A 24,695-nucleotide genomic window follows, 5' to 3' on the forward strand; every position below is an offset into this window, starting at 1 on the left:
ACTGATGATCGACTTCACGCTCAGCGACGAGCAGGAGGAGCTGCGGCGCACGGTCGAGCGGTTCGCCCGCGAGAGCGTCGCCCCGGTGATCGGCGACCTGTACGAGCGCGGCGAGTTCCCGTACGAGATCGTCGCCGCGATGGGCAAGATGGGGCTGTTCGGGCTGCCGTTCCCCGAGGAGCACGGCGGCATGGGCGGCGACTACTTCGCGCTCTGCCTCGCCCTGGAGGAGCTCGCCCGCGTCGACTCGTCCGTGGCGATCACGCTGGAGGCCGGCGTCTCGCTCGGCGCGATGCCGATCTACCGGTTCGGCACCGCCGCGCAGAAGGAGCGGTGGCTGCCGCAGCTCACGTCCGGGGAGAAGCTGGCCGCGTTCGGGCTGACCGAGCCGGGCGGCGGCTCCGACGTCCCGGGCGGCATGCGCACCACGGCCCGCCTGGACGGCGACTCCTGGGTGATCAACGGGTCGAAGGCGTTCATCACGAACTCCGGCACCGACATCACCGCGTTCGTCACCGTCACCGCCTACACCGGCGAGAACGAGATCTCCACGATCATCGTCCCGAACGGCACCCCGGGCTTCACCGTCGGCCGCAAGTACTCGAAGGTGGGCTGGTCGTCGTCCGACACGCGCGAGCTGTCCTTCGACGACGTGCGCGTCCCGGCCGAGAACCTGGTGGGCGAGCGCGGCCGCGGCTACGCCCAGTTCCTCCGCATCCTGGACGAGGGCCGCATCGCGATCGCCGCGCTGTCGGTCGGGCTCGCCCAGGGCTGCGTGGACGAGTGCCTGCGCTACGTCCGCGAGCGGCAGGCGTTCGGCAAGGAGATCGGCCGCTACCAGGCCGTGCAGTTCAAGATCGCCGACATGGAGCTGCGCGCGCACACCTCCCGCCTCGCCTACTACGCGGCGGCCGCGAAGATGCTGCGCGGCGAGCCGTTCAAGAAGGAGGCGGCGATCGCGAAGCTGGTCGCCTCGAACGCCGCGATGGACAACGCCCGCGACGCCACGCAGATCTTCGGCGGCTACGGGTTCATGAACGAGTACGCCGTCGGCCGGTTCTACCGCGACGCCAAGATCCTCGAAGTGGGCGAGGGCACCTCCGAGGTGCAGCGCATGCTCATCGCCCGCGCCCTCGGCCTCCCGCCGTCCTGATCGGGCGGCCTGATCGAACGGAGCGGCCGGCCCGCGCGCCACGGGCCGGCCGCACGATCAGCGGATCTTCGACAGGTCGAGCAGCACCGTCCCGCCCTCGGCCTCAAGGAAGTACTGCGGGTCCTGGTTGTTCCGCACGGAGCCCAGCACCTCGTGCGTCCGCCGTATCCCGGTGTCGAGCAGCCTGCCCGACTCGATGTCGTACAGGATGTGGGTCTTCGTCTTGGCGGGGCCTTCCGGGAAGTACGCGAGGTACCGCCCGTAGATCGGGGGCTGTGTCGGCCCGACGCGGTCGCCGGGCAGCGTCCTGCCGGCCTTCCCGTCCCTGCGCTGGACGGCCGTCTTCACGTCGCCGTGGTAGGTGACCCCGGACGCGGGGCCGCCGACGCACCAGGTCACGCCGCACGTCCACGCCCCCTTGAACGGCGCGAGGCGGGCCTTGCGGCGCTCCCCGGTGCTCACGTTCCAGAGCGTGCGGTACCGGATGTAGCCGACGCCGCCCTTCAGGGAGGCGGGGGAGCCGATCCACGGCCAGGACACGATCTCAAAGCCTTCGGTGCCGGGGATCCGCTCGGCCGCGCCTCCCGCGAGCGGCGCCCGGTACACGCCGTCGCTCGTCGCCAGGACGACGCCGTCCTCCTCGGCGAGCAGCGTCGACACGTCCCGCCCCGGCAGCCCGGTGATCTTGTGCGCCGCGCCGCCCGCGAGCGGCGCGCCCCAGACCTCGACCCTGTCGCCGCCCTTCGCCCGGTACGACAGCCACCACACGACCTGGTCCCCCGCGATGGTGAAGTCGGACGCGTAGATCCTCGATCCGCGCGGGACCACGATGTCGGTGATCGTCCGGGCCTCGCCGGCGGCGAGGTCGTAGGACCACAGCTTGTCCGGCATCTGGAGGGACGACCATGTCGCGGCCACCAGCGTGCCGTCGCCCAGCAGCTCGACGGGGTGCAGCTCGCGCCCGTTCGGCAGCCGGCCGGGGACGCTCCGGACGGCGTCCGGCCACCGTTCGCGCACCTTCACCGGCGTTCCGAGGTCGGCGGGCGACAGCGGCTTCAGCCGGCCGTCCGCGGCGACGGGAGCCGCCTCGTCCGCCGAGCGCGCCAGGGCGCCGGCGACACCGGTCCCGGCGACCGCCACCGCGACGGCGAGCCCGGCGGCCGCCGCCCGGCGGCGCCGCCTGCGATGGTGGCCCGCCTCGACGCGCTCCAGCAGTTCCGGCGGGAGCCCCGGGGCCTCCCGCGCCGCGGTCGACAGCGTGCCGCGCAGTGCGCGGTCCAGATCATCGGTCATGATGCCCTCCCGCGGCGGACGCGGCGGCCGGCCGCCAGTCCGCGCGAAGTTTGTCGAGCGCGCGGGAGGCCTGGCTGCGCACCGTCCCGCGCGATATGCCGAGCGTCCCGGCGATCTCCTCGTCGGACAGGTCCTCGTAGTAGCGCAGCACCAGCACCGCGCGCTGCCTCGGCGGGAGCGTCGTCAGCGCCTCCCACAGCCGCGGGTCGTGCTCGGCCCGCTCCAGGCCGCCGTCGTCGTAGTGCCGTTCCGGCACGCTCCCGACGAGGTGCTCGCGCCTGCGCCGCCGCCACATGTTGATGTGCTGCCGCGACATGATCTTCCGGACGTACCCCTCGGGATCGTGCTTGTTGACGACCCGTCCCCAGGCCCCGCGCAACCTGATCAACCCCTCCTGCAGCAGGTCGGCCGCGTCGTCCGCGTTGCCGGTGAGGACGTAGCCGTACCGCAGCAGCGCCTGCGCACGGGCCGCCACGAATTCCTCGTACGTCACGCCGTCGTCGTCCAAAGGCCCGTCCTTTCCTTTCACACCCAGGACGCCCGTTCCGCCGAATCTGTTGCACGCCCGTTCGCGCGGGTGACGGCGGGGTAGGGTCGGTGGATGCTGCTGCGCGCCTATGGGATCGCTCGTTCGCTGGTCATGTACTACGGGGTTCCGGGCAAGCACCGGCGCGCGATGCGCCTCTACGGGCAGTTCCTCGGGGCCGGTGACGTCGCCTTCGACATCGGCGCCCACGTGGGCGGCCGGGTGCGGGTGTGGCGGCGGCTCGGCGCGCGGGTGGTGGCCGTCGAGCCCCAGCCCGACTGCCTGCGCGTCCTGCGGCTCTTCTTCGGGCGCGACCGGGACGTCGTGATCGTACCGGGCGCCGCCGGCGCCAAGCCGGGGAAGGCCCGGCTGGCGCTGTCCAGCGCGACGCCGACCGTGTCGTCCATGTCGCCCGGATGGATCGAGTCGGTGACGGCCGACAGCAGCTTCGCGCGCGTCCGCTGGGACCGGTCGGCCGAGGTCGAGGTGACCACGCTGGACGATCTCATCGCGGTGCACGGCGTGCCCGCCTTCTGCAAGATCGACGTCGAGGGCTTCGAGGCGGACGTCCTCGCGGGCCTGTCCCAGCCGGTGCCCGCGCTGTCGTTCGAGTACATCCCGTCGGCGCACGACGCCTCCCTGGAGGTGCTGCGCATCGTGGAGGAGCTCGGCGCGTACGAGTACAACTACTCCCCCGTCGAGACGATGCGGTTCGCCGCCCCGCGGTGGCTGGACGCGTCCGAGCTGCGGCGGCAGCTGGAGCGCATCAGGCCGCGCGGGCGCTCCGGGGACGTCTACGCCCGGCTGCGCGGCTGAGCACCGGGCCGGCCGAGGGCCGTCAGGCGCCGTTCCTGCCCTGATCGGAGGATCGGGGGGTCAGTGAAGGGCGCCGCCGATGACCGTGGACACCATCTTGCGGACGGCGTCGCGCTCCGGCCGGGGGCCGGTGCGGTCGGCGAACAGCAGGTGCGCGGCGCCGATGAGGGTGGGGGCGAGCGTCTCGACGTCGGCGCCCGGCGCGAGGCGGCCCAGATCGCGTTCGGCGGCGAGGTAGGACTCGATGATGGTCACGGCCTCCGTCAGCACGGGCACGCCGGCGGGCCACGTCCGCCGGAGCAGGACGCGGAGCCGGGTCCGGAAGGTGACGAGCGGGACGATCGCGACGGCGACGGACGCGAACAGGGCCGCCAGCGCGTCGGTGAGGTTGTCGATGACCGCGCCCGTGCCGGCGGACTCGCGCAGGGCCGCGGCCTGCGGGTCCATCCGGCCGACCCGGTCGATGACGAACTCGGCCAGGAAGGCGTCGAAGTCGGTGAAGTGCCGGTGCAGGACGCCCTTGGCGACGCCGGCCTCCGCGGTGACCGCCCGGCTGGTCAGCGCGCTGGGGCCGTCCTGGAGCAGGATCCGCTCGGCGGCGTCGAACAGCTGCTCGCGGACGTCCCGCAGGGCCACTCCCGTCGGCACCGCGCATCCCCCCTAGACGAGTGGGCAAGCGCCCACTATGGTGGGCACATGCCCACTCTATCGAACGAGCCCCATCACCAGCGCCACGTGGCGGAGTCGTTCGGCGCCGACGCCGACCGCTACGACCGGACCCGGCCCAGCTACCCGGACGCCCTCGTGCGGCGGCTCGCCGCGGGCGGGCCCGACGTCCTCGACGTCGGCTGCGGCACGGGCATCGCGGCCCGGCAGTTCCGAGCGGCCGGCTGCCGGGTGCTCGGCGTCGAGCCGGACGCGCGCATGGCCAACCTGGCCCGGCGCAGCGGCGTGGACACCGAGGTGGCGAAGATCGAGGACTGGGAACCCGCAGGGCGGACGTTCGACACGGTCATAGCCGCACAGGCGTGGCACTGGGTGGACCCGGTCGCCGGTGCGGCCAAGGCCGCACAGGCGCTGCGCTCCGGGGGGCGTCTGGCCGTGTTCTGGAACGCGTTCGAGCCTCCGTCCGGCCTGGGGGAAGCCTTCACCGCGGTCTACCGGCGCGTCATGCCCGACTCGCCGCTCTTCCACCGCCCGACGCCGAACGCGGACGCGTACTCGGTGCTGTGCGGCAAGGCGTCCGACGGGATGCGGGAGACGGGCGCGTACGGCGCTCCGGAAGAGTGGCGCTTCGACTGGGAGCGCCATTACACCCGGGACGAATGGCTGGAGCAGGTGCCCACGTTCGGCCTCCACTCCCAGCTTCCGGCCGACAAGCAACGGGAGGTCCTCGACGGCATCGGCGCCGCGATCGACGCCGTCGGCGGGGCCTTCACCATGGGGTACACCACCGTGGTGGCGGTCGCGTCCCGCAATTGAGGGGCGGCCGCGGCGCCGTCGCCGCCCGCCGGCAGGCGTGGCGCTAAGCGGTCCGCTTCGCCACCGCCTCGCGCACCGCCGGGACGATCTCCTGCCCCCAGCGGGCGAGGGAGACGAGGTCCTGCGCCCCGCCGCCGGACGAGAAGAGCGTGAACCCGGAGGCGCCGTACTCCAGCACCGCCTCGGTCAGCTCGTCGATCCACTGGTCGGCGGAGCCGCCGATCCAGCGTCCATTGCGGTCGCGGGTGGCGGCGAGCGGCCGGTCGGTGATGCGTCCGGGCAGGTTGTAGACCGTGCGGATCTCGCGCGGATCGCGGCCCGCCGCCTCCGCCGCCTCGTCGATGACCGGGCGGGACGTCCGGTAGCGCTCGCTGCGCCAGTCCGCCGCGCGACCGGGGATCCAGCCGTCGGCCACTCGCCCGGTGGCGGCGAGGGACTTCGGCCCGACCGACCCGGTCCACACGGGCGGCGCGGCCACCGGAGCCGGCGCGATCTCGTTCACCCGGTAGTGGGCGCCGCGGTAGGTGACCGGTGGGCCGCCGCCCGACAGCTTCTTGACCAGGACGATCGCCTCCTCGAAGGCGTCGACGGCCTCGCCCGGTGAGAGCTTCGGCACCCCCATGTCGGAGATCCGGTCCCACAGCCCGCCCGCGCCCATGCCGAGGATGACGCGGCCGCCGGACAGCGCGGACAGCGACGTCACCGTCCGCGCCAGCATGGGCGCGGGCCGGGTCGGCAGGTTCGAGACGTTGGCGAAACCCGTGATGCGCTCCGTGCGGCCGAGGATGAAGCCGATCGCGGCATAGGCGTCCAGGCGTTCGCCGAGGTAGGGATGGTCCGACAGCGAGAAGTGGTCGAGCCCGTCACGGTCGGCCTGCTGCGCCATGCGCAGCAGTGCGGCCGCGTCATCGATGACGCTATGCGCTCCGAAGCCGAAAACGACATCCTGCGCCAATGCCGAGTCCATCTGATCCACGCTCCCACAGACAAGAGATGAGTTCGTACCACGAACGATAATAGTTCGCAGTACGAACTTCAAACCCCGCCGGAGTGTCAGCGGTCGCGCCCGGCCCCTTCGGCCGGCTCCAGGAAGACGACGGGGACCTCGTTGTCCAAGACGACGCGGCCGAGCAACCCGGCGAGCGCGTCGCGTTCGGCGGGGCTCAGACCCGCCGTCAGCTTCTCGACTCGCCGGCAGGTCTCGGCGTAGAACTCCTCGGCGAGGGCGCCGCCCTGCGGAGTCAGCGCGACCCGGACCGCGCGCATGTCCTGCGGATCGGGTTCGCGGCGGACCAGGCCGTTCCGTTCGGTGCGGTCCACCAGGCCGGTGAGGCTCGACTTGGCCAGCCCGAGCATCGCGCCGAGTTCGCTCATCCCGCGCGGCCGCGCCATCAGCACGCACAGCAGCTGGCCCTGCTGCGACGTGATGCCGTGCTCCCGCGCCGACTCGGTATAGACGGCATTCACCAAGAACGCGCCCCGCACGAGCGCCGACACAGCCCCGATCTGCTCGTCATCCCGGTTCCGCATGCATCCAGCGTACAGTTCGCGCAACGAACTACCACCGGGGACGGCTTTGAGAGGCGGCTCGGCCGAGTGTCAGGTGCGGGCCGCCATCTCCGCGAACATACGGCGGAGCGCTGCCTGGTCGGGGCCGACGCCGTGGCAGGCGTCCTGGGCGTTCGCCAAGGTGTCGAGCAGCGCCTCGGCCTTGTGGTGGGCCGGCGGCAGGTGGGAGCTCAGAACGACCGGCGGGTCGACGTCGCGGAGGGGCAGGAGGGTGGAGAGGAAGGCATCCCTGTCCATGCCGGACGGCCACGGGCTGTCCACCGCGGCCCAGAGGCGCTGGCCCGCGATGCGGTCCGGCTCGGGAACAGCGCCGATGTCGTCGCTTTCGAGGAAGTCGGCGGTGGTCACCGGGGCGCCGAAGCCGTCGGAGCTGAAGCAGCTTCCGGTCGCGTCGTCGATGAGGCCCAGCTTCGCCGGGCTGTCGGAGAAGGGCGGACGGAACGCCAGCAGCCGCCGGTCGCCCACGTCCAGCGACTCGCCGGGGTTGAGCAGGAATACCCGCTCGGGCGAGATCCTGCGCTCGCGCGCCTGGCGGTCCATGTCCGGCATGGCGGTCACCAGCCGCGTGTTCGGGGCGGCGTCGAGGATCTCGAAGACGCTGCCGGTGTGATCGCCGTCGGGGTGGGTCAGGATGACCCACCGCAGGTCGGCGGGCTCGATGAGCGACCAGAGTTCCTCCACGAACTCCGGGCTCGACGACCGCAGGCCCGTGTCGATCAGCACCGGTTCCCCGGCGTACAGGACGTAGGCGTTGACCGGGAGGAACCCGATACCGGGAAGCGGCACCGCGTCCGTCAGGGCGACGACGTCCGGCGCCGGTCGTGAGATGAACATGACTCCCCCAATGTCGCATTGAGGGTGATATGCCCCAGTGTGTCGCCGAACGCCCATACTCGGGTTACCGGTCCGCAAAGAGTGCGCCACCTTGAGCGGCGGGACGGCGGCCTGGTCGTCGAGATCGCGTGGATGTGCGGGAGCACTTCTCGTCATAATGGCCTCTCTCCGTGCATTGGGGGTTCCGTGTCCGTCGAGGTCGCCGCGTTACGGGTGGGCGGGTCGGTGGCGCAGCTGGCCGTGGGCCGGTGGCTCGCGGGGCGGTCCGCCAGGGACGGGGCGGGCAAGGACCTCGTCGAGCTGATCAAGACCGGTTTCCCGGACGAGATCAAGCGGCGGCGCGTCCAGCGGCAGTTCGAGGGCATCGCCGACTCCGTCGCCGAACGGCTCATGACCTTCGCCGGGCACGAGTTCGGCGGGCTCACCGACGGCGACCGCGTCGCGGCGCTGGACGAGGTCGTCCGCACCCTCGACCGCGCCGACCTCTCGGACGACGCGCTGTTCGCCGCCGACGCCGATCCGGTCAAGCTGGCCCGGGGGCTGCGGTCGCGGCTTCCGGCGCGGAAGGCCGAGTTCGAACTGGGCGAGGCCGGGGCGCGACTCTACGAGGTGGTACTGGACGAGTGCTGCGACTGCCTCGCGCGCATCATCGTCCACCTGCCGCAGTTCGGCCCGCGCGCGTCCGTCGAGATGTTGAGCCGGCTGAGCGGCCTGGCCGATCAGGTGGACGCCGTCCTCGCCCGGCTTCCCGCCCGGACCCTCGACGCACCCGAAGGCGAATCGGACGACGACGAGTTCACCCGCAGGTACCTCGCCTCGATCAGCGACTCCCTGGACACGCTGGAGCTGTTCGGGGTGCGGTTCGAGCGGTTCACCCGTCCGCAGACGACGTTGAGCGTCGCCTACATCAGCCTCAACGTGTCCGACGAGAGCAGGCGGGAGCCTCGGCGGCAGGCGCCCCGCGCCGTGCCGATCAGCGATTGGCGGGACGAGGTCAGGAAGGGCGCCGTCCGGGTCGAGGCGGCCCTCGGCGGCCACCGGCTGATGCTGCTGCGCGGTGAGGCGGGCGGCGGCAAGAGCACGCTGCTCCGCTGGCTCGCGGTCACGGCCGCGCGGGGTTCGTTCAGCGGCCCGCTGCGGGACTGGAACGGGTGCGTCCCGTTCGTCGTCAAGCTGCGGAGCCACGCGGGCAAGCCGCTGCCGCGTCCCGAGGAGTTCATCGACGACGTCGCCGGCCATCTCGCCGGGATCATGCCGCGCGGGTGGGCGCACCGGCGGCTGGGGTCCGGCCGGGCGCTGCTCCTCGTGGACGGCGTGGACGAGGTCCCCGGAGCCCAGCGCCAGGCCGTCCGGACGTGGCTCAAGGGGATAGTCGGCGCGTTCCACGGAATCCGGATCATCGTCACCTCGCGTCCGGCCGCCGCCGGCTCCGACTGGCTGCGGGCCGAGGGGTTCGCGACGGCGTTCCTCGAGCAGCTGGCCCCGGCGGACATCCGGACGCTCGTCCGGCACTGGCACAACGCGGTCCGCGACTGCCCCGACCTGCCCTGCCCGCCGCAGCGCCTCCCCTCGTACGAGGCGCGGCTCCTGGCCCGGCTGGAGTCGGCGCCGCACCTGCGGACGCTCGCGTCCAGCCCGCTGCTCGCCGCCATGCTGTGCGCGCTCAACCTCGACCGGGAGGTGCTCCCCCGCAACCGCATGGGCCTGTACGGGGCCGCGCTGGACATGCTCCTGGAGACGCGGGACGCCAGACGCGGCATCCCGGGCGCCCTCGAACGCGACCAGAAGATCCGCATATTGCAGGACATCGCCTGGCATCTCTCGACCAGCTCCCGCGTCGAGTTGCCGAAGCGCATGGTGGAGCGGCTCGTCGCCGACCGGCTGGCGTCGATGCCGCAGGTCCGGGTCCCTCCGGACGAGGTCCTGGGCGAGCTGCTCCAGCGCAGCGGCGTACTCCGCGAGCCGGTGCCGGGGCGCATCGACTTCGTGCACCGGACCGTCCAGGAGTACCTCGCCGCCAAGCAGGCCGCGGACCTCGGCGACATGGAGCTGCTCGTACAGCACGCGCACCGCGACACCTGGCGTGAAACGGTCATCATGGCCGCCGGCCATGCCAACGAGCCCCTGCGCCGCGAACTCCTGAGCGGCATCCTGGCCCGTGCCCGCGCCGAAAGGCGGCGGGGCCGCGCCCTGAAGCTCATGGCGATCGCCTGCCTGGAGACCCTCCCCTCCGTACCGGACGATCTCCGCAGCGACCTCGACGAATGCCTGGACGACCTCATCCCGCCCCGTGACGAGGCGTCCGCCCGGTCCCTCGCCACCGCCGGCGAACCGGTCCTCGCCCGGCTGCCCGAGACCCTCGACGGGCTCAGCGAGGCCGCTGCTTCGGCGACGGTGCAGACTGCCTGGCTGATCAACGGGCCCGGCGCGCTGGACCTCCTGGCGCGCTACGCCCGCGACACCCGGCGGCGCGTGCGCGACGAACTGAACCAGGCGTGGAGCTACTTCGACGCCGACGAGTACGCCGAGCATGTCCTCGGCCGGTCCCCTGCGGGCGGAACCCTGAGGATCCACCGGCAGCCCCGGCAGATGGAAGCACTCGGAAAGGTGCCCCCGCTATCCGACCTGAGCGTCGATGCCGAGGACATCGACGACTTCGATTTCCTCAGCCCTCACGCCGGCGAGTTGGTCCACCTGAGCCTCGAGGCGGAGAACCTGGTCCCGGATCTCGCAGGTTTGCCGCCCCTCCCTGCCCTGCGCAGCCTTGAGATCGTGCTCCCCAGCCACTTGCTCGGCGACCCCGCTTTCCTGGACGCCCTGCCCCGGCTCGACGAGCTCTGGCTGTCGGACTGCGAGAGGATCAGCGAATTCTCCCCGGTGAAGCGGCAGACGGAGCTGACCCATCTTTCGCTGTTCGGCTGCACCCGCCTGGCGAGCCTCGACGAGCTCCCCCTCGGGCGCTTGCGGTCGTTGGACATCAGCGACACGGACCTCGCCGGCGGCTTCGCGGACATCGGCGCGAAGATTCCCGGGCTGCGTCAGCTGTACGTGGGGCGCTGCGACGGGTTGACGGACCTCCGTCCGCTGGCCGACCTGCCGCTCACCGATCTCTGGATCCCCGGCTGCAAGCAGGTGACCGACTTCGGATCGCTCTCTCTCCTGACCGGCGTCCGGAGGCTGCACGTGGGCTGGTCCGAGATCGAGGACCTGCGGCCGCTGCAAAGCCTCCCGCGGCTGACGCTTCTCGATCTCGAGAACTGCCGGCGGCTCTCCGATCTGGGACCGCTGGCGTCCCTGCCGGGCCTTCGCGAACTCATCCTGGCCGACGCCGCGCCAGGGCTGGATCTGTCGCCCTTGGCCGCCAACCGCAGGCTGACGGTGACGATCCGGGCGGGGCAGGACGTCCGCGGGGCCGAGGCGCTGGGACGGCGGCTGAAGATCCGCTGATCGGCCTCATCAGCGACACCGCCGGCGGGTCGGGTTCTTCTCGCCGAAGCGATGAGTTCCGGGGCGGGCGGCGGTCTGCCCCCTGTGACCCGCGAAGGGAGGAGTCCGGTGTCTGATGCGTCACATCTCGTTGACCTCGACCTTGGTCGAGGTCGCACCGTGAACGGCGGAGAGCTGGGGGGTTCTGTCGTAGGGCGCTGGAATACTCCCGGAGCGCGCGAAGTTTAACGGTTCGCGAAAGTGTCAGTCGCTGCAGTATTTTTGCGGCTCACCCCCTGAAACGTGCCCACGGTCCTGCGTGCCCGCGTGCGGGCCCCGACGATTGGAAGAGAGTTGACCGCTCCCGCGTCTCAACAGACGGCGGACGCCCCGCTGAAGGGATCCGGCGCAGGCGGTGGTCTCGACCGCGGCGTCCTCGCCGTGGCCGGGGTCGTCGTCCTCGGCGCGATCATGTCCATCCTGGACGTGACCGTCGTCAACGTGGCCATCAACGACCTGGCCAAGGAGTTCAGCACCTCGCTGGCGACGATCCAGTGGGTGGCGACCGGCTACACCCTCGCGCTCGCCACCGTGATCCCCGTCACCGGATGGGCCTGCGCGCGGTTCGGCACCAAGCGCCTGTACATGGTCTCGATCCTGCTGTTCGTGACCGGCTCGACGCTCGCCGGCCTGGCGTGGTCGGCCGAGTCGCTGATCGTCTTCCGGGTGCTGCAGGGCCTCGGCGGCGGCATGATCATGCCGGCCGGCATGACGATCATGACGCAGGCGGCCGGGCCGCAGCGGGTCGGCCAGGTGATGAGCATCGTCGGCGTGCCGATGCTGCTCGGCCCCATCCTCGGCCCGATCATCGGCGGCTGGCTCGTCGACGACGTGTCGTGGCGCTGGATCTTCTTCATCAACCTGCCGATCGGCATCGTCGCGCTGGCGCTGGCGGCGAGGATCCTGAAGAAGGACGAGCCGAAGCCGGCCGAGCGGCTCGACCTGCTCGGGCTGATACTGCTGTCCCCCGGCCTGGCGTCGCTGATCTACGGCGTGGCCAGGGGCGCCGAGGCGCGCGACTTCCTCCAGACCGAGCCGCTGGTGTTCACGGTGGCCGGCGCGGCGCTGATGATCGCGTTCGTGTTCCGGGCGCTGCTCGCCCGCACTCCGCTCATCGACCTGCGGCTGCTGAAGCGCCGGTCGGTGGCGGCGGCGTCCGGCACCATGGTGCTGTTCGTGACCGCGTTCATGGGCGCGATGCTGCTGCTGCCGCTGTACTACCAGGTGGTGCGCGGTGAGGGCGCGATGGCGGCCGGCCTGCTGCTGGCGCCGCAGGGCCTCGGCGCGATGGTCACGATGCCGATCGGCGGCAAGCTCACCGACCGGATCGGCCCCGGGCGCGTCGTGCTCGGCGGCCTGGTCGTCGTGACGCTGTCGGTGGCGTCCTTCGCGGCGGTGCTGCAAGGCGACACGTCCTACTGGACGCTGGGCGGCGTCCTGTTCGTGATGGGCCTCGGCATGGGGCTGACGATGATGCCGACGATGGCCGCGGCCATCCAGACCCTCGCCCACGACGAGGTGCCGCGGGCCAGCACGATGCTGAACATCATCCAGCAGGTGTCGGCGTCCATCGGCACCGCGATGATGTCGGTGCTGCTGGCGAACCAGCTCACCAGCAAGCTGGGCGGCGGGGCCGGCGGCGAGATCGGCAGCACCGAGAAGGTGCCGCCGGCGATCATGGAGAAGATCGCCGGGCCGATGGCGGACGCGTTCCAGCACACCTACTGGTACGCGGTCGGCCTGATCGCCCTGGCGTTCCTGCCGGCGCTGCTGCTGCCGCGGCGGAAGCCGGAGGCCGCGGCGGTCGACGCGCCGGTGCCGATCCACTAGGCCGGGCCGCTGGGCCGATGCACCGGGCCCAGCCGCCAGAGCGCCTCTGGCGCGTTCCACGCCCCGGCCGGATCCCGAGCGGGACCCGGCCGGGGTTTCGCCGTCCTGGGCGCTCTCAGGCGGTCGCAGGGCGCTTGTCGCCCCAGTACTCGTCCTTCAGCAGCCGCTTGTAGAGCTTCCCGGTGGGGTGGCGCGGCAGTTCGGGGCGGAAGTCGACCGAGCGCGGGCACTTGTAGTGCGCGAGATGGTCGCGGCAGTACGCGATCAGCTCGGCCTCCAGCTCCGGGCCGGCGTCGTCCATGGACAGGGGCTGGACGACGGCCTTCACCGCCTCCCCCATCTCCGCGTCGGGGACGCCGAAGACGGCGACGTCGGCGACCTTGGGGTGCACCGCGAGGACGTTCTCGGCCTCTTGCGGGTAGATGTTCACACCGCCGCTGATGATCATGTAGGCGCGGCGGTCGGTGAGGTAGATGAAGCCGTCCTCGTCGACGTAGCCGACGTCGCCGAGGGTCGACCAGCCGCGGCCCTTCGGGTCGCGCGAGGCGGCGGTCTTCTCCTCGTCCTCGTGGTACTCGAACGTGGGGCCGTTGCCGAAGTACAGGGTTCCCGGTTCGCCCGGGGGCAGCTCGTTGCCCTCCTCGTCGCAGACGTGGACCTCGCCCAGGATGCAGCGCCCGACGGTGCCCTTGTGGGTCAGCCAGTCCTCGGAGTTGGTGTAGACGAAGCAGTTGCCCTCGGTGCCCGCGTAGTACTCGTGCAGGATCGGGCCCCACCATTCGATCATCCGCTCCTTGACCGGGATGGGGCAGGGCGCGGCGGCGTGGACGGCGCAGGCCAGCGACGACACGTCGTAGCGGGCGCGGGTCTCGTCCGGGAGCTTGAGCATCCGGATGAACATGGTCGGCACCCACTGGCTGTGCGTGACGCGGTACTTCTCGATGGTCGCGAGGGCCTTCTCCGGGTCGAACTTCTCCATCACGACGACGGTGGCGCCGAGCCGGTGGAAGACGAGCGAGTAGCGCAGCGGCGCGGCGTGGTAGAGCGGCGCCGGCGACAGGTACACCGAGTCGGCGTCCGCCGCGAACAGGTGCGAGATGAGCATGTAGAGCGGGCCGGCCTCGCCCATCGGCGCCTTGGACAGCGGCGGCTTCACCCCCTTGGGGCGGCCGGTCGTGCCGGACGAGTAGAGCATGTCCATGCCCTCGCACTCGTCCTCGATCGGCGTGGACGGGTACCGGGCCACGCGCTCCTCGTAGGACTCGTAGCCGGGTGCCGTGCCGCCGAGCATGAGGCGCAGCGGCACGTCCGGCGGGTTCTGCGCGGCGGCCTCCATCGACGCGCTGGTGATGAAGACCTTGGCCTCGCAGTTGCCCGCGATGTAGGCGAGCTCCTCGTGCTGGAGCCGCGAGCTGATGGCGGTGTAGTAGAGCCCGGACCGCTGGGCGGCCCAGGCTATGGCCAGGTAGAGCGGATGGTTCTCCAGCATGAACGCGATGTGGTCCCCCGGGCGCAGCCCCTCCGCGCGGAGCAGCTGCGCGAGCCGGTTGGACTCCTCGTTCAGTTCCCGGAAAGTGACGACCCGCCCGGAGCCCGCCATGACGACGGCGGGCTTGTCGGGCGTCTGAGCTGCGATTTGCCCCAGGTGCATGGCCGCAACCTACCGGGCTCGGCGGCGGAATGGAATGGGATTCGGTTTTGCGCCGCCGGGTGGTGCGTCAGACGAGAATGTGGTCGAAGTCACCGTCCTTTGCTCCGCCCACGAAGGCCTCGACCTCCTCGCGCGTGTAGACGAGGATCGCTCCCTCGGGGTCCCGGGAGTTGCGCACGGCGATCTCCCCGCTGGGGAGTTCGGCCATCTCGACGCAGTTCCCGGACGGGTTGCTCCGCCGGCTCTTCTGCCAGACGAGCCCGGTGCGCCGGACGTCCGACATGTGGTGGCCGTCCATGTCTGCCCCCTCTAGGCGTCTTGGTCTCCCCGTGGGGAGACCGCGATCTCGCCCCACCCCACACAATGGTACGAGATGCACGTGCATTCGTTCTTGCATTCGTTCATGCAGACGGTCTTGCATCTGCACGACTTGGGGAGCAAGATAGCGAACGCTCGCCGGTGACCACTCCGCACGCCTCAGAGGTTCGACCATGACCGTTGACCAGGCAGACGAAGTCGCGGCCCCCGCCGCCATGGGGGGCGGCCGCCCGCGGCACGCCGCCGCCGCGGTGCACGCGCCCTGGCCGGATGCGGCGCCGACGCCGCCCGGTCCGAACGCCCCAGCGAACCCCCGCGCGAGCGTCCCGGTCGCCGTGCCCGGCCTGGCGGGGCTGTGGCCGACGCCGCACGCCGGCACCCCGCGCACCGCGCGCCGGGTGCTCCCCGCGGAGATCACCGCACCCCGGTCGGCGCGCGAGTTCACCCAGGCCACGCTGGACGAGTGGGGCCTCTCCGGCGACGCCGGCGACGTGGTCGTGGCCGTGTCGGAGCTGGTGACGAACGCGCTGCGGCACGGCCTGGAGGGGCTGCCCCAGCCGCTGCCGCTGTGCCCGATCCAGGTCGTGCTGGTCGGGCACCCGCGGCGGCTCGTCGTGTCGGTGACGGACCCGTCGGCCCGCGCGCCCGAGCCGGCGCCGGCCGAGCCCGACCGCTTCGTGGAGGGCGGCCGCGGCCTGGTCGTGGTCGGCGCGATCAGCGACGCGTGGGGCTGGGCGCGGCTCGCCACCGGGGGCAAGGCCGTCTGGGCGGCCTTCGACCTGCGGGTCAGCCCGCCGGCAGGGGCGGAGCCTGCTCAGCGGAGCGGGACCGCTCCGGACGCTCCAGCTCGCTGAGGAACGCGTGGGCCCAGCGGTCCACGTCGTTCTCGATCACGCGGCGGCGCATCGCGCGCATCCGCCGCGCCTGGTCGGCCGGCTCGGCGTTCAGCGCCGCCAGCAGCGTGCCCTTGAGCCCGTCGATGTCGTACGGGTTGACCTGGAACGCGCCGCGCTTCAGCTCGGCCGCCGCGCCGGTGAACTCGCTCAGCACCAGCGTGCCCCGCAGGTCCTTGCGGCAGGCCACGTACTCCTTGGCGACCAGGTTCATGCCGTCCCGCAGCGGGGTCACCACCATCACGTCCGCGGCGAGGTAGAGCGCGGCCAGCTCGGCGCGGTCATACGAGGTGTGCAGATAGTGCACGACCGGAAACCCGATCTCGCCGTGCTCCCCATTGATGCGCCCGACCAGCTGCTCGATCTCCTCGCGCAGCAGCTGGTACTGCTCGACCCGCTCCCGGCTCGGCGTGGCGATCTGCACGAACACGCCCTGGCCCGGCTTGAGGTGGCCGTCCTCGAACAGCTCCCCGAACGCCTGCAGCCGCTGCGTGATGCCCTTGGTGTAGTCGAGCCGGTCGACGCCCAGCAGGATCGTCGCGTCGCCGAGGTCGGCGCGGATCTCCTGCGCCCGCTCCTGGACGTCCGGCCGCCCGACCAGGTCGTTCAGCTCGCCCACGTCCACGGAGATCGGGAACGCGCGGGCGCGCACGACGCGGTCGTCCCAGAAGACGTCCTGCTTGACGTAGCGGGCGTCCAGCAGCCGCCGGCAGAGCCGCACGAAGTTGGCCGCGGCGCCGGGCAGCTGGAAGCCGACCAGGTCGGCGCCGAGCAGGCCCTCCAGGATCCGCCGCCGCCACGGCAGCTGCCAGAACAGCTCGACCGGCGGGAACGGGATGTGCAGGAAGAAGCCGATGCGCAGGTCGGGGCGCAGCTCCCGGAGCATCGACGGGACGAGCTGGAGCTGGTAGTCCTGCACCCAGACGACCGCCCCCTTGGCCGCGACCTCCGCCGCCGCCTCCGCGAACCGCTTGTTCACGCGGACGTAGGCGTCCCACATCGCGCGGTCGTACACGGGCGGGGCCACGACGTCGTGGTAGAGCGGCCATAGCGTCGCGTTGGAGAAGCCCTCGTAGTAGAGCTCGACCTCCTGCGCGGACTGGGTGATGGGGTGGAGCTCCATGCCGTCCTCTTCGAACGGTTCGATCTCCTCGTCCGGCGCACCGGTCCACCCGATCCACGTGCCCTGCCGCCGCCGCATCACCGGGGCGATGGCGCTGACCAGGCCCCCCGGGCTGCGCCGCCAGCGGGGGACGCCGTCGTCCCCGACGATCCGGTCGACCGGAAGCCGGTTGGCCACCACTACGAACTCACTACCGCGCGACACCTGCGACCCGCCTCTCCAGGAAACCCTCAGCGATCACTCATGCCCAAAAACGGTCATCGGGAACATCTTGTCACTTCGACGCTAAGGAGCAGGAGGTTGAAAAGGCGGATGTCAGGGACCGGGGAGGACGATCCCGCGGGATTGGAGCGGGCCATATTCCTTTCCCGCCAGGTGACCGGTGTCGAGACGGCGGTCACGGCACCCGCCGAGCGGGCGGAAAAGTTACCCAGATCACATTGACGGGCCGGGCCTCGGGGCGGCGAGGCCCGGCCCCGGTCGATCGAGCGGGCGGGGAGCGTCAGGCGGGGGGCGTCAGGCGGGGACGGACTGCCGTCCGGGTTCGGACGCGCCGCGGCGGCGGCCCCGCACGAGCGCGTCGAGGGAGAAGCGGCCGCCGCCCGTGAAGGCGAGCAGGAGGCAGACGACGCCGAGGACCATCACGTACTCATAGCCGCCCTCCTGGTTGAACAGCCCCTTGCCCATGTGCACGTAGTAGAACGCCCCCGCCATGTCGAGGGCGATGAGGACGCCGGCGAGGGGCACCAGGACCCCGGCGATCAGCGCGGCGCCGCCGAGCAGCTCGACCCAGGTGCCGTAGACGGCCGCCAGGCCCGGCAGCGGGATGCCGAGGTGGTCGAACGAGCGGGCGACTGCCGCGTGGCCCTCGTCGGTGAGCTTCTGCCAGCCGTGCGCGACGAAGACGACGCCGACGGCGAGCCTGCCGAGGAGCAGGCCGGCGTCGGGCAGGGCGGGATGGCGGCGGGGTGGGAGCATACCTCGTCTCCTCCACTGGAAGGTTCAAAAGCGAACTAGCAGAACGCTAGCAAGATGATTCAAATTCAGACCATTTAGAAACTTCAAGGGTGTTTTCATGCCAACTAGAATCACCCACGTGAACGATGCCGGGGACGCACTGGAGCCGCACGAGCTGCGCGCCTGGATGGCCTTCCTCGCGGCAGGGCACCTGGTCGACCACGAGATCGAGCGGCAGCTCAAGCGGGACGGCGGGCTGTCCCACGCCGAATTCGAGGTGCTGGTGAAACTGCGCTCCGCCCCGGAACGCAGGCTGCGCATGTCGGACCTGGCGCGGGAGGTGATGGTGTCGAAGAGCCGGCTGACCTACCAGGTCACCCAGCTCGAACGGGCCGGGTTCGTCAAGCGGTCGGGCTGCGCCACCGACCGCCGTTCGGTGTGGGCGGAACTGACCGACGACGGCGCCGCCGCCCTCGACCGCGTCCGGCCCGGGCACCGCCGCGTCGTCCGCGAGACGCTCATCGACGTGCTGACCCCGGCGGAGATCGAGCTGCTCGGCGACGCGCTCAGCCGCGTGGCCGACCGCCTCCGCGGCCGCTGACCGGCGCCCATGCGCGATTTCGGGGGCATCGTCGAACGCTCGCCCGCGCGGGTCGTCCGCCCGGGGTCCGCGGCGGAGGTGGCGGAAGCCGTCCGCGCGGCCGCCGCGGACGGGCTGGACGCGGTCCCGCGCGGCCTCGGGCACTCCGCCTCCGGGCAGTCGCTGACCGCGGGCGTCTCCCTCGACATGCGCGGGCTCGCGGGCGTCCGCGAGGTCGGCGAGCGGCACGCGTCCGTCGCCGCCGGGACGACCTGGCGCGAGGTCCTCGCCGCGACGCTGCCGCACGGCCTGGCCCCGCCCGTCCTGACCGACCACCTGGACGTGACGGCCGGCGGGACGATCTCCGCGGGCGGCATCGGCGGGACGTCCCACGTGCACGGCACGCAGGCCGACAACGTGCTCTCGCTGGACGTCGTCGTGGACGGCGCGCAGGTGACCTGCTCCCCCGCCGTCCGGCCCGGCCTCTTCGACGCCGTCCGCGGCGGGCTCGGCCGGCACGGGGTCATCACGGGAGCGGCGCTGCGGCTCGTCCCGGCGCCCGAGCGGGTCCTCTCCTGCACGATCCCGTGCCGGGACGCGAGCGACCTGCTGCGCGTCCAGCGCGAGGTCACGGCCGATCACATCTCGGGCCGGGTCAGGCCCGCGGACGGCGGCTGGCGCTTCGAGGCCAAGGCCGTCCTGTACGGGGACGGGGCCGAGCCGCCGCCCGGCACCGCGGAGACCGAGACCCTGGCCTACCTCGACTTCGCCGACCGGATGCGCCCCGACGTCGCGGAGCTGGTCGCGCTCGGCGAATGGGCGCGCCCGCACCCGTGGGCCATGGTGTTCCTGCCCATGGCCCGCGCGGCCGCCGTGATCGAGTCGACGCTCGCCGAGACGTCCCCGGCGGAGCTGGGCCTGAGCGGCGTCATCCTGGTGAAGGCGCTCCGGGTCGGCCACGTCCCGATGCTGGCGGCGCCGGACGACCCGGTCCTGTTCAGCGTGCTGCGCACGGCCTCCCCCGGCTGCGCGTCCGTCCCGGACATGCTCGCCGCCAACCGCCGCCTCCTCGGCCGCGCCAGAGCCGCCGGCGGCGTCCGCTACGCCGTCGACTCGACCGGATAGGCGGCCTGGAAGGCCAGCCGCGCGTCGGCTCCCGCGGCGAGGCGGTCGCAGACGTCGTCGAGCTCCGTGAAGACCCGCCACGCCTCCTCGCCGGACGCGGCGGCGAGCACGTCCACGATCCGCTGTTCGAGGCCCGGGACCCGTTTGCCCTTCCAGATCTTGTCGGCCAGGCTGACGAGGAGGTCGTCGATGCCGGTGCCGGGGGCGTCCCAGGACGCGTGGGTGCGGGCGAAGCGCGCGAGGCGCTCGGGCACGCCGTGCTCGCGCAGCAGGGCGTGCCCGGCCCGCTCGTGCGCCGAGCCCGGACCGGACAGCTCCGCGGGATGCAGCGCCTTGCCGATGTCGTGCGTGGCGGCGCCGAACAGGACGGCCTCCGCGTCCACGGCCGCCGCCGGATGGCGCTCGCCGGCCCAGGCGACCAGGTCGGCGGCCACGTCGTGGACGGCGCGCAGGTGCGCGGCGAGGCGCGGCGGCGCGCCGGCGGCGGTCAGCAGGCGGACGGCCGCGTCCGGAAGCGGGCGCGGCCCCGGGTCGGCCAGCACCCGGCGCAGCGCGCCGCTCACCGCGCCAGGGCGAGGAGTTCGGCTCCCGGGAGCCCGGTGAGCGCCTTGCCGGGCAGGAGGATCTTCGACTTGCGGAGGCCGCTGCCGATGACGACGCGCGGTGCGGCGGCGACGGCCTCGTCCACCAGCACCGGCCAGCCCCCGGGGAGGCCGACGGGGGTGATGCCGCCGTACTCCATGCCGGTCAGCGAGGTCGCGTCCGCCATCGGCGCGAACGAGACCTTGCGGGCCCCGAGGCGCCTGCGGACGACGCCGTTCACGTCGGCGCGGCCGGTGGCGAGGACCATGCAGGCCGCGTAGGAGACCTGGCCGCCGCGCTTGGCGGCGACGACCACGCAGTTGGCGCTGGCGTCCAGGGGCACCTCGTAGCGCTCGCAGAACGCGGCGGTGTCGGCGAGCCCGGGGTCGATCTCGGCGACCTCGGCGTCCGGTACCGCGCCGACAGCGGCGGCCACGGGCGCCGCGAGGAGGTCGAGCCGTTCGTCCGCCGGGCCCCAGTCGAGCGTGCCGAGCATCTGTGCGTCCCCTTCCGTGTCGCCCGTCCCACCTTGCCACGGTCTTGACGCCGGGACCTCCCTTGTGGTCCAGTGGCTGAGCCACTCAGCCACAGGAGGTTCCGTGCCGTCCTCGCCGATCCCCCGCGACACCGTCGTGGACTCGCTCGTCGACCGGCTGCGCGACGACGTGCTCAGCGGCCGGTACCCGCCCGGCTCCTACCTGCCGCCCGAGCGGGAACTGGCCGCCGGGTACGAGGTGACGCGCACGTCGCTGAAGCACGCGATCGTGCGGCTCGCGCAGGCCGGGCTGCTGGAGACGCGGCACGGCGTGGGGACGCGCGTCCGCGACTACGAGCGGCTCGGCGGCCCCGAGCTGCTGCCGATGCTGGCCCGCACGGTCGGCCCCGCCTGGATGGCGGAGATCTTCGAGGTCCGGCGCGAGGTCGGCGCGCGGGTGGCGGCGCGGGCGGCGGAGCACGCGACGCCCGGGCAGCGCGCCCTGCTGCGGGACCTGGCCGAGGAGGTCCGGAACGCGCCGGACGCGGACGCGGCGCAGCTCGCCGAGTGCGAGATCCACCGCGTCATCGGCGGCGCGACCGGGAACCGGGTGTACGGGTTCATGGTGAACGCGCTGCTGAACGCCTACCTGGCCGTCCGGGAGGGGTTCGCGCACGCGTTCGCCGACCCCGGCGCGGCCGCGGACCGGCTCACGCCGCTGATCGACGCGCTGTGCGACGGCGACCCGGACCGGACGCGCGAGGCGGCCGACGCCTACTTCACCGAGACCGAGGCGATCATGACGAGGGGTGCGCGATGAGCGCCAGGCGCACGACGTTCAGCGAGGTCATGGAGGGCGAGCTGCGGCTCTCCGGGGAGGACCGGGCGCGGCCGATGCGGCTGGAGCTGGCCGCCGACCTGCCCGGGGTCCTGCGGCCGTGGGGCGACGCCGAGGGCGCCCTGACGGGACGGGTCGCGGTGCCGGACTGGGCGGACGACCCGGAGGCGTCCGGCCGGCTCCGCGTCGCGCCGCTCGCCGCCCGCCGGATCCGCTACACCCTGGACTTCACCGCCGGCGACGGGCGCCGCCTGCACCTGGACGGCTGGAAGTCGGTGTCCGCGGGCCGGCCCGTCCGCTCGATGACCTCGCTGCCGGCCACCGTGACCGACGCGGACGGGAAGGTGGTCGGCGAGGCGCGGCTGCGGTTCCGCCTGCGGCGGGACCTCGCGGCGTTCCTCGCGAGCTTCCGCGTCCCGGCGCGGCGGGACGACCCGATGCGGTCGCGGTGGCGGGGCCGGCCCGGGCGGCTGGAGGTCTGGTACACGACGCTGACCGACCCGGCGACCGGCACCGGGGTGTGGCTCCACCACGAGCTGGTGGCGCCGGACGGCGGCGGTGCGCGCGCACACGGCTGGGCGGCGGTGTTCCCGCCCGGCGAGCGCCCGGTGCTCGCGCGGTTCGGTCCGGAGGAGTGGACCCGCCCCGAGGACGCCCTGTTCGCCGCCGGGCCCGTCGTGCAGACCGACGACCGGCTCACCGGGACGGCCGGGCCGATCACGTGGGACCTGCGCGAGTCCGGCGGCGGGCGGCCGATCCACACGTTCCCGCGCTGGGCGTGGGAGCGGGAGCTGCTGCCGGCGGCGCAGATCGTCCCGAAGCCGGCGGCGGTCTACGGCGGCGCGGTGCGCTTCGGCGACCGGGTCCTGGAGCTGGAGGGCGCGCCGGGCGCGTCCGCCCGCATCTACGGGCACGGCAACGCGCGCCGGTGGGCGTGGCTGCACGCCGACCTCGGCGGCGGCGACGTGTGCGAGATCGTGGCCGCGGTCTCGACGCGGCCGGGCCTGGACCGGCTGCCCCCGCTCCCGTTCGTGCGGCTGCGGGTGGACGGGCGGGACCTGCCCTCCGGCGACCCGCTGCTCGCGGCGCTCCGGCTGCGCGCCGACATCGGCCTCCCGGCCTGGACGGTCCGGGGCCGGATCGGGGACCGGCTGCTGCGCGTCGAGGTCGCGCAGCGGCCTGAGGAGACCGTCGCGGTCGACTACGCCGATCCCGACGGCGCCCCGGCGGTCTGCCACAACACCGAGCGCGCGGACGTGCGGATCACGCTGGCGCGCCGGTCGGGGCGCTCCTGGGCGACCGAGCGCGAGTGGCGGCTGGACGGCACCGGCCACGCGGAGGTGGGGCTGCGATGAGCGCCATGGCGGGGACGATCTCGGTGCTGCTCGGCATCGACGACGAGGACGAGCTGGCGCGGGTCACCGCGGGCGCCGAGGCCATCGTGCACGCGCTGCCCGGTCCCGCGCGGCTCGGGCTGGCCGCGGGCGCCGGCACGCTGGACGCGCTGTCGCGCCTCACCACCGGCCGGCCCCTGGACCGGCTCGACGCCGGCCGGCGGGACGCGCTCTGCGCGCTGCTGGCCTCGCGCGCGTCCACCGCCCGGATCGCCGAGACGATGAAGATCCCGCTGCTGCTGGCGGCCGGGACCGGGCTGCTGCCCGGGCCGCCGGAGCCCGGCGAGCCCGTCCGCCCCGACGCCCCGCTCGACTGCACGCCGTCCGCCGGCTGGCCGGCCTGCGCGACCGCCGACGCCGTCGTGATCGGGTCCGGCGCGGGCGGCGCGATGGCGGCGCGGACCCTGGCCAGGCGCGGCATGTCGGTGGTGGTCCTGGAGGAGGGGCGGCGGTTCACCGCCGCCGAGTTCCGGGAGCGCCCGCCGCTGGAGCGGTTCCTCGACCTGTACCGGGACGGCGGCGCGGCGGTGGCGCTCGGCCGCCCGCCCGTGCTGCTGCCCGAGGGCCGCGCGGTCGGCGGGACGACCGTCGTGAACAGCGGCACCTGCTACCGGACGCCCGACCGCGTGCTGCGCCGCTGGACGTCCCTCGGCGTCCCCGTGGCGGACTTCGCCGCGGACCTCGACGAGGTCGAGGCCACGCTGCGCGTCGCGCGGCAGCCCGCCGGGCCGCTCGGCCGCAACGGGCGGCTCGCGCTCGCGGGCGCCGAACGGCTCGGCTGGCGGGCCGCGCCGCTGCGCCGCAACGCGCCGGGCTGCAGGGGCAGCGCCCAGTGCGCCGTGGGGTGCCCGCACAACGCCAAGTACGGCGTGCACCTCAACGCGCTCCCGCAGGCGTGCGAGGCCGGAGCGCGCATCGTGACCCATGCGCGGGCCGAGCGGATCCTGGTCGAGCGCGGGACCGCGACCGGCGTGCGGGCGCGCCGCCCGGACGGCACGTCCTTCGAGATCCTCACGCCGCGCGTGGTCGTCGCGGCGGGCGCCACGCAGACGCCCCCGCTGCTGCGGCGCTCGGGCCTCGGCGGGCATCCGGAACTGGGGCGCGGCATGGCCGTCCACCCCGCGACGAACGTGGCCGGACGCTTCGCCGAGCCGGTGGAGTCGTGGACGGGGGTCATGCAGAGCGTCGGCATCGAGGAGCTGCACGGCGACGGCATCCTCATCGAGGCGACCGCCGCGCCGCCGGGCATGACCTCGTTCCCGCTGCCCGGCCTCGGCCGCGGCCTGCGCGGCGAGCTGGACGGCGCGCGCGACCTCGCCGTGCTCGGCGCGATGATCGCGGACGCCCCGTCCGGCCGGGTGCACGGCGCGCGGCGCCGCCCGCTGCTCCGCTACGACCTGACCCGCGAGAGCGCCGGGCGGCTGCGCCGCGCGATGGTCGCGATGGGGCGGGTCCTGTTCGCCGCCGGGGCGGAGGAGGTGCTGACCGGGCTGGCCCGCGACCCCGTCGTCCGGGACGAGGAGCAGCTCGTCCGGGCGGTCGCGGCGGCCTCGCGCGCCGACCTGCACCTGGCCGGGTTCCATCCGACCGGCACGGCCAGGCTCGGCGTGGACGAGGCCGCCGCGCCCGTCGACCCGTACGGGCGGCTGCGCGGCGTGCGCGGCGTGCACGTCGCGGACGCGTCCGTGCTGCCGACGTGCCCCGAGGTGAACCCGCAGCTCACCATCATGGCGATGGCGCTGCGGATCGCCCGGGGCATCGAGTGACGGG

23 protein-coding genes are annotated in these 24,695 nt (G+C 73.2%); 11 read left to right on the forward strand and 12 right to left on the reverse strand.

Annotated features, from left to right (window positions below; genetic code table 11):
• Positions 1-4 precede the first annotated feature (4 nt).
• Positions 5-1,153, forward strand: coding sequence for an acyl-CoA dehydrogenase family protein (locus ABTW95_RS08290; RefSeq protein ID WP_396454967.1), 1,149 nt, complete (start codon positions 5-7; stop codon positions 1,151-1,153).
• Positions 1,154-1,210: 57 nt separating this feature from the next.
• Here the strand turns inward: ABTW95_RS08290 and ABTW95_RS08295 are convergent, their stop codons facing one another.
• Both ABTW95_RS08295 and ABTW95_RS08300 read right to left on the reverse strand, forming a co-directional pair.
• Positions 1,211-2,446, reverse strand: a complete 1,236-nt coding sequence (locus ABTW95_RS08295; protein WP_396449215.1) for a hypothetical protein — start codon at positions 2,444-2,446, stop codon at positions 1,211-1,213.
• Positions 2,436-2,954 carry a SigE family RNA polymerase sigma factor gene (locus ABTW95_RS08300; protein ID WP_396449214.1) on the reverse strand — a complete coding sequence of 173 codons (519 nt, stop codon included), beginning with the start codon at positions 2,952-2,954 and terminating at the stop codon, positions 2,436-2,438. Before ABTW95_RS08300 ends, ABTW95_RS08295 begins: the two co-directional genes overlap by 11 nt.
• 93 nt (positions 2,955-3,047) lie before the next feature.
• Between ABTW95_RS08300 and ABTW95_RS08305 the strand changes: the two genes are divergently transcribed.
• Positions 3,048-3,788: an FkbM family methyltransferase gene (locus ABTW95_RS08305; protein WP_396449213.1), complete on the forward strand. Its 741-nt coding sequence runs from the start codon at positions 3,048-3,050 to the stop codon at positions 3,786-3,788.
• A gap of 60 nt (positions 3,789-3,848) precedes the next feature.
• Here the strand turns inward: ABTW95_RS08305 and ABTW95_RS08310 are convergent, their stop codons facing one another.
• Positions 3,849-4,436 (reverse strand): TetR/AcrR family transcriptional regulator, encoded by a 588-nt coding sequence (locus ABTW95_RS08310; protein WP_396449212.1) that lies wholly within the window; start codon positions 4,434-4,436, stop codon positions 3,849-3,851.
• A gap of 48 nt (positions 4,437-4,484) precedes the next feature.
• On the opposite strand from ABTW95_RS08310, the gene ABTW95_RS08315 reads away from it, so the two are divergent.
• On the forward strand, positions 4,485-5,270 hold the full coding sequence (locus tag ABTW95_RS08315; protein ID WP_500225626.1) for a class I SAM-dependent methyltransferase: 786 nt from the start codon (positions 4,485-4,487) through the stop codon (positions 5,268-5,270).
• A gap of 43 nt (positions 5,271-5,313) precedes the next feature.
• On the opposite strand, the gene ABTW95_RS08320 is transcribed toward ABTW95_RS08315, so the two are convergent.
• From ABTW95_RS08320 to ABTW95_RS08330, 3 genes are all read right to left on the reverse strand, one after another.
• Positions 5,314-6,237, reverse strand: coding sequence for an LLM class flavin-dependent oxidoreductase (locus tag ABTW95_RS08320; RefSeq protein WP_396449210.1), 924 nt, complete (start codon positions 6,235-6,237; stop codon positions 5,314-5,316).
• 86 nt (positions 6,238-6,323) lie between these two features.
• Complete coding sequence (locus ABTW95_RS08325; RefSeq protein ID WP_500225628.1) at positions 6,324-6,800, reverse strand: MarR family winged helix-turn-helix transcriptional regulator; 477 nt, start codon at positions 6,798-6,800, stop codon at positions 6,324-6,326.
• Between the two features lie 69 nt (positions 6,801-6,869).
• Entirely contained in the window at positions 6,870-7,673 is an 804-nt protein-coding gene (locus ABTW95_RS08330) for an MBL fold metallo-hydrolase (protein ID WP_500225630.1), read from the reverse strand.
• Between the two features lie 186 nt (positions 7,674-7,859).
• On the opposite strand from ABTW95_RS08330, the gene ABTW95_RS08335 reads away from it, so the two are divergent.
• Together ABTW95_RS08335 and ABTW95_RS08340 are read left to right on the forward strand one after the other, a co-directional pair.
• Positions 7,860-11,120, forward strand: coding sequence for an NACHT domain-containing protein (locus tag ABTW95_RS08335; protein WP_500225631.1), 3,261 nt, complete (start codon positions 7,860-7,862; stop codon positions 11,118-11,120).
• 333 nt (positions 11,121-11,453) lie between these two features.
• A complete protein-coding gene (locus ABTW95_RS08340) occupies positions 11,454-12,989 on the forward strand; it encodes a DHA2 family efflux MFS transporter permease subunit (RefSeq protein ID WP_396449206.1) in 1,536 nt (511 codons plus the stop codon).
• A gap of 115 nt (positions 12,990-13,104) precedes the next feature.
• On the opposite strand, the gene ABTW95_RS08345 is transcribed toward ABTW95_RS08340, so the two are convergent.
• Together ABTW95_RS08345 and ABTW95_RS08350 are read right to left on the reverse strand one after the other, a co-directional pair.
• Positions 13,105-14,640 (reverse strand): AMP-binding protein, encoded by a 1,536-nt coding sequence (locus tag ABTW95_RS08345; RefSeq protein ID WP_396449205.1) that lies wholly within the window; start codon positions 14,638-14,640, stop codon positions 13,105-13,107.
• 67 nt (positions 14,641-14,707) lie between these two features.
• Complete coding sequence (locus ABTW95_RS08350) at positions 14,708-14,938, reverse strand: DUF397 domain-containing protein (RefSeq protein ID WP_396449204.1); 231 nt, start codon at positions 14,936-14,938, stop codon at positions 14,708-14,710.
• 193 nt (positions 14,939-15,131) lie between these two features.
• Between ABTW95_RS08350 and ABTW95_RS08355 the strand changes: the two genes are divergently transcribed.
• Positions 15,132-15,812 (forward strand): ATP-binding protein, encoded by a 681-nt coding sequence (locus ABTW95_RS08355; protein ID WP_396449203.1) that lies wholly within the window; start codon positions 15,132-15,134, stop codon positions 15,810-15,812.
• On the opposite strand, the gene ABTW95_RS08360 is transcribed toward ABTW95_RS08355, so the two are convergent.
• The gene (locus ABTW95_RS08360; RefSeq protein ID WP_500225634.1) at positions 15,745-17,178 is read right to left on the reverse strand and encodes an alpha,alpha-trehalose-phosphate synthase (UDP-forming); all 1,434 of its coding nucleotides are present in this window, start codon (positions 17,176-17,178) and stop codon (positions 15,745-15,747) included. The genes ABTW95_RS08355 and ABTW95_RS08360 overlap by 68 nt on opposite strands.
• A gap of 312 nt (positions 17,179-17,490) precedes the next feature.
• A complete protein-coding gene (locus tag ABTW95_RS08365) occupies positions 17,491-17,952 on the reverse strand; it encodes a DoxX family protein (RefSeq protein WP_500225638.1) in 462 nt (153 codons plus the stop codon).
• Between the two features lie 118 nt (positions 17,953-18,070).
• Between ABTW95_RS08365 and ABTW95_RS08370 the strand changes: the two genes are divergently transcribed.
• Both ABTW95_RS08370 and ABTW95_RS08375 read left to right on the forward strand, forming a co-directional pair.
• Entirely contained in the window at positions 18,071-18,532 is a 462-nt protein-coding gene (locus ABTW95_RS08370; RefSeq protein ID WP_396449200.1) for a MarR family winged helix-turn-helix transcriptional regulator, read from the forward strand.
• 9 nt (positions 18,533-18,541) lie between these two features.
• Positions 18,542-19,636, forward strand: a complete 1,095-nt coding sequence (locus tag ABTW95_RS08375; RefSeq protein ID WP_500225641.1) for an FAD-binding protein — start codon at positions 18,542-18,544, stop codon at positions 19,634-19,636.
• Here the strand turns inward: ABTW95_RS08375 and ABTW95_RS08380 are convergent.
• Both ABTW95_RS08380 and ABTW95_RS08385 read right to left on the reverse strand, forming a co-directional pair.
• Positions 19,612-20,199 carry an HD domain-containing protein gene (locus ABTW95_RS08380; protein WP_500225642.1) on the reverse strand — a complete coding sequence of 196 codons (588 nt, stop codon included), beginning with the start codon at positions 20,197-20,199 and terminating at the stop codon, positions 19,612-19,614. The genes ABTW95_RS08375 and ABTW95_RS08380 overlap by 25 nt on opposite strands.
• Positions 20,196-20,714: a YbaK/EbsC family protein gene (locus tag ABTW95_RS08385; RefSeq protein WP_500225645.1), complete on the reverse strand. Its 519-nt coding sequence runs from the start codon at positions 20,712-20,714 to the stop codon at positions 20,196-20,198. The genes ABTW95_RS08380 and ABTW95_RS08385 overlap by 4 nt, the downstream gene beginning before the upstream one ends.
• Positions 20,715-20,817: 103 nt before the next feature.
• Here ABTW95_RS08385 and ABTW95_RS08390 point away from each other — a divergent pair, with 103 nt between their 5' ends.
• The 3 genes from ABTW95_RS08390 to ABTW95_RS08400 are packed head-to-tail and all read left to right on the forward strand — an operon-like array spanning position 20,818 to position 24,691.
• Entirely contained in the window at positions 20,818-21,513 is a 696-nt protein-coding gene (locus tag ABTW95_RS08390) for a FadR/GntR family transcriptional regulator (RefSeq protein WP_500225647.1), read from the forward strand.
• Entirely contained in the window at positions 21,510-22,886 is a 1,377-nt protein-coding gene (locus ABTW95_RS08395; protein WP_500225649.1) for a tocopherol cyclase family protein, read from the forward strand. Before ABTW95_RS08390 ends, ABTW95_RS08395 begins: the two co-directional genes overlap by 4 nt.
• On the forward strand, positions 22,883-24,691 hold the full coding sequence (locus tag ABTW95_RS08400; protein ID WP_396449194.1) for a GMC family oxidoreductase: 1,809 nt from the start codon (positions 22,883-22,885) through the stop codon (positions 24,689-24,691). The genes ABTW95_RS08395 and ABTW95_RS08400 overlap by 4 nt, the downstream gene beginning before the upstream one ends.
• Positions 24,692-24,695: the final 4 nt, after the last annotated feature.

Origin of the sequence: Spirillospora sp. NPDC127506 (genome assembly GCF_040302145.1) — a bacterium.
Lineage (GTDB): Bacteria > Actinomycetota > Actinomycetes > Streptosporangiales > Streptosporangiaceae > Spirillospora.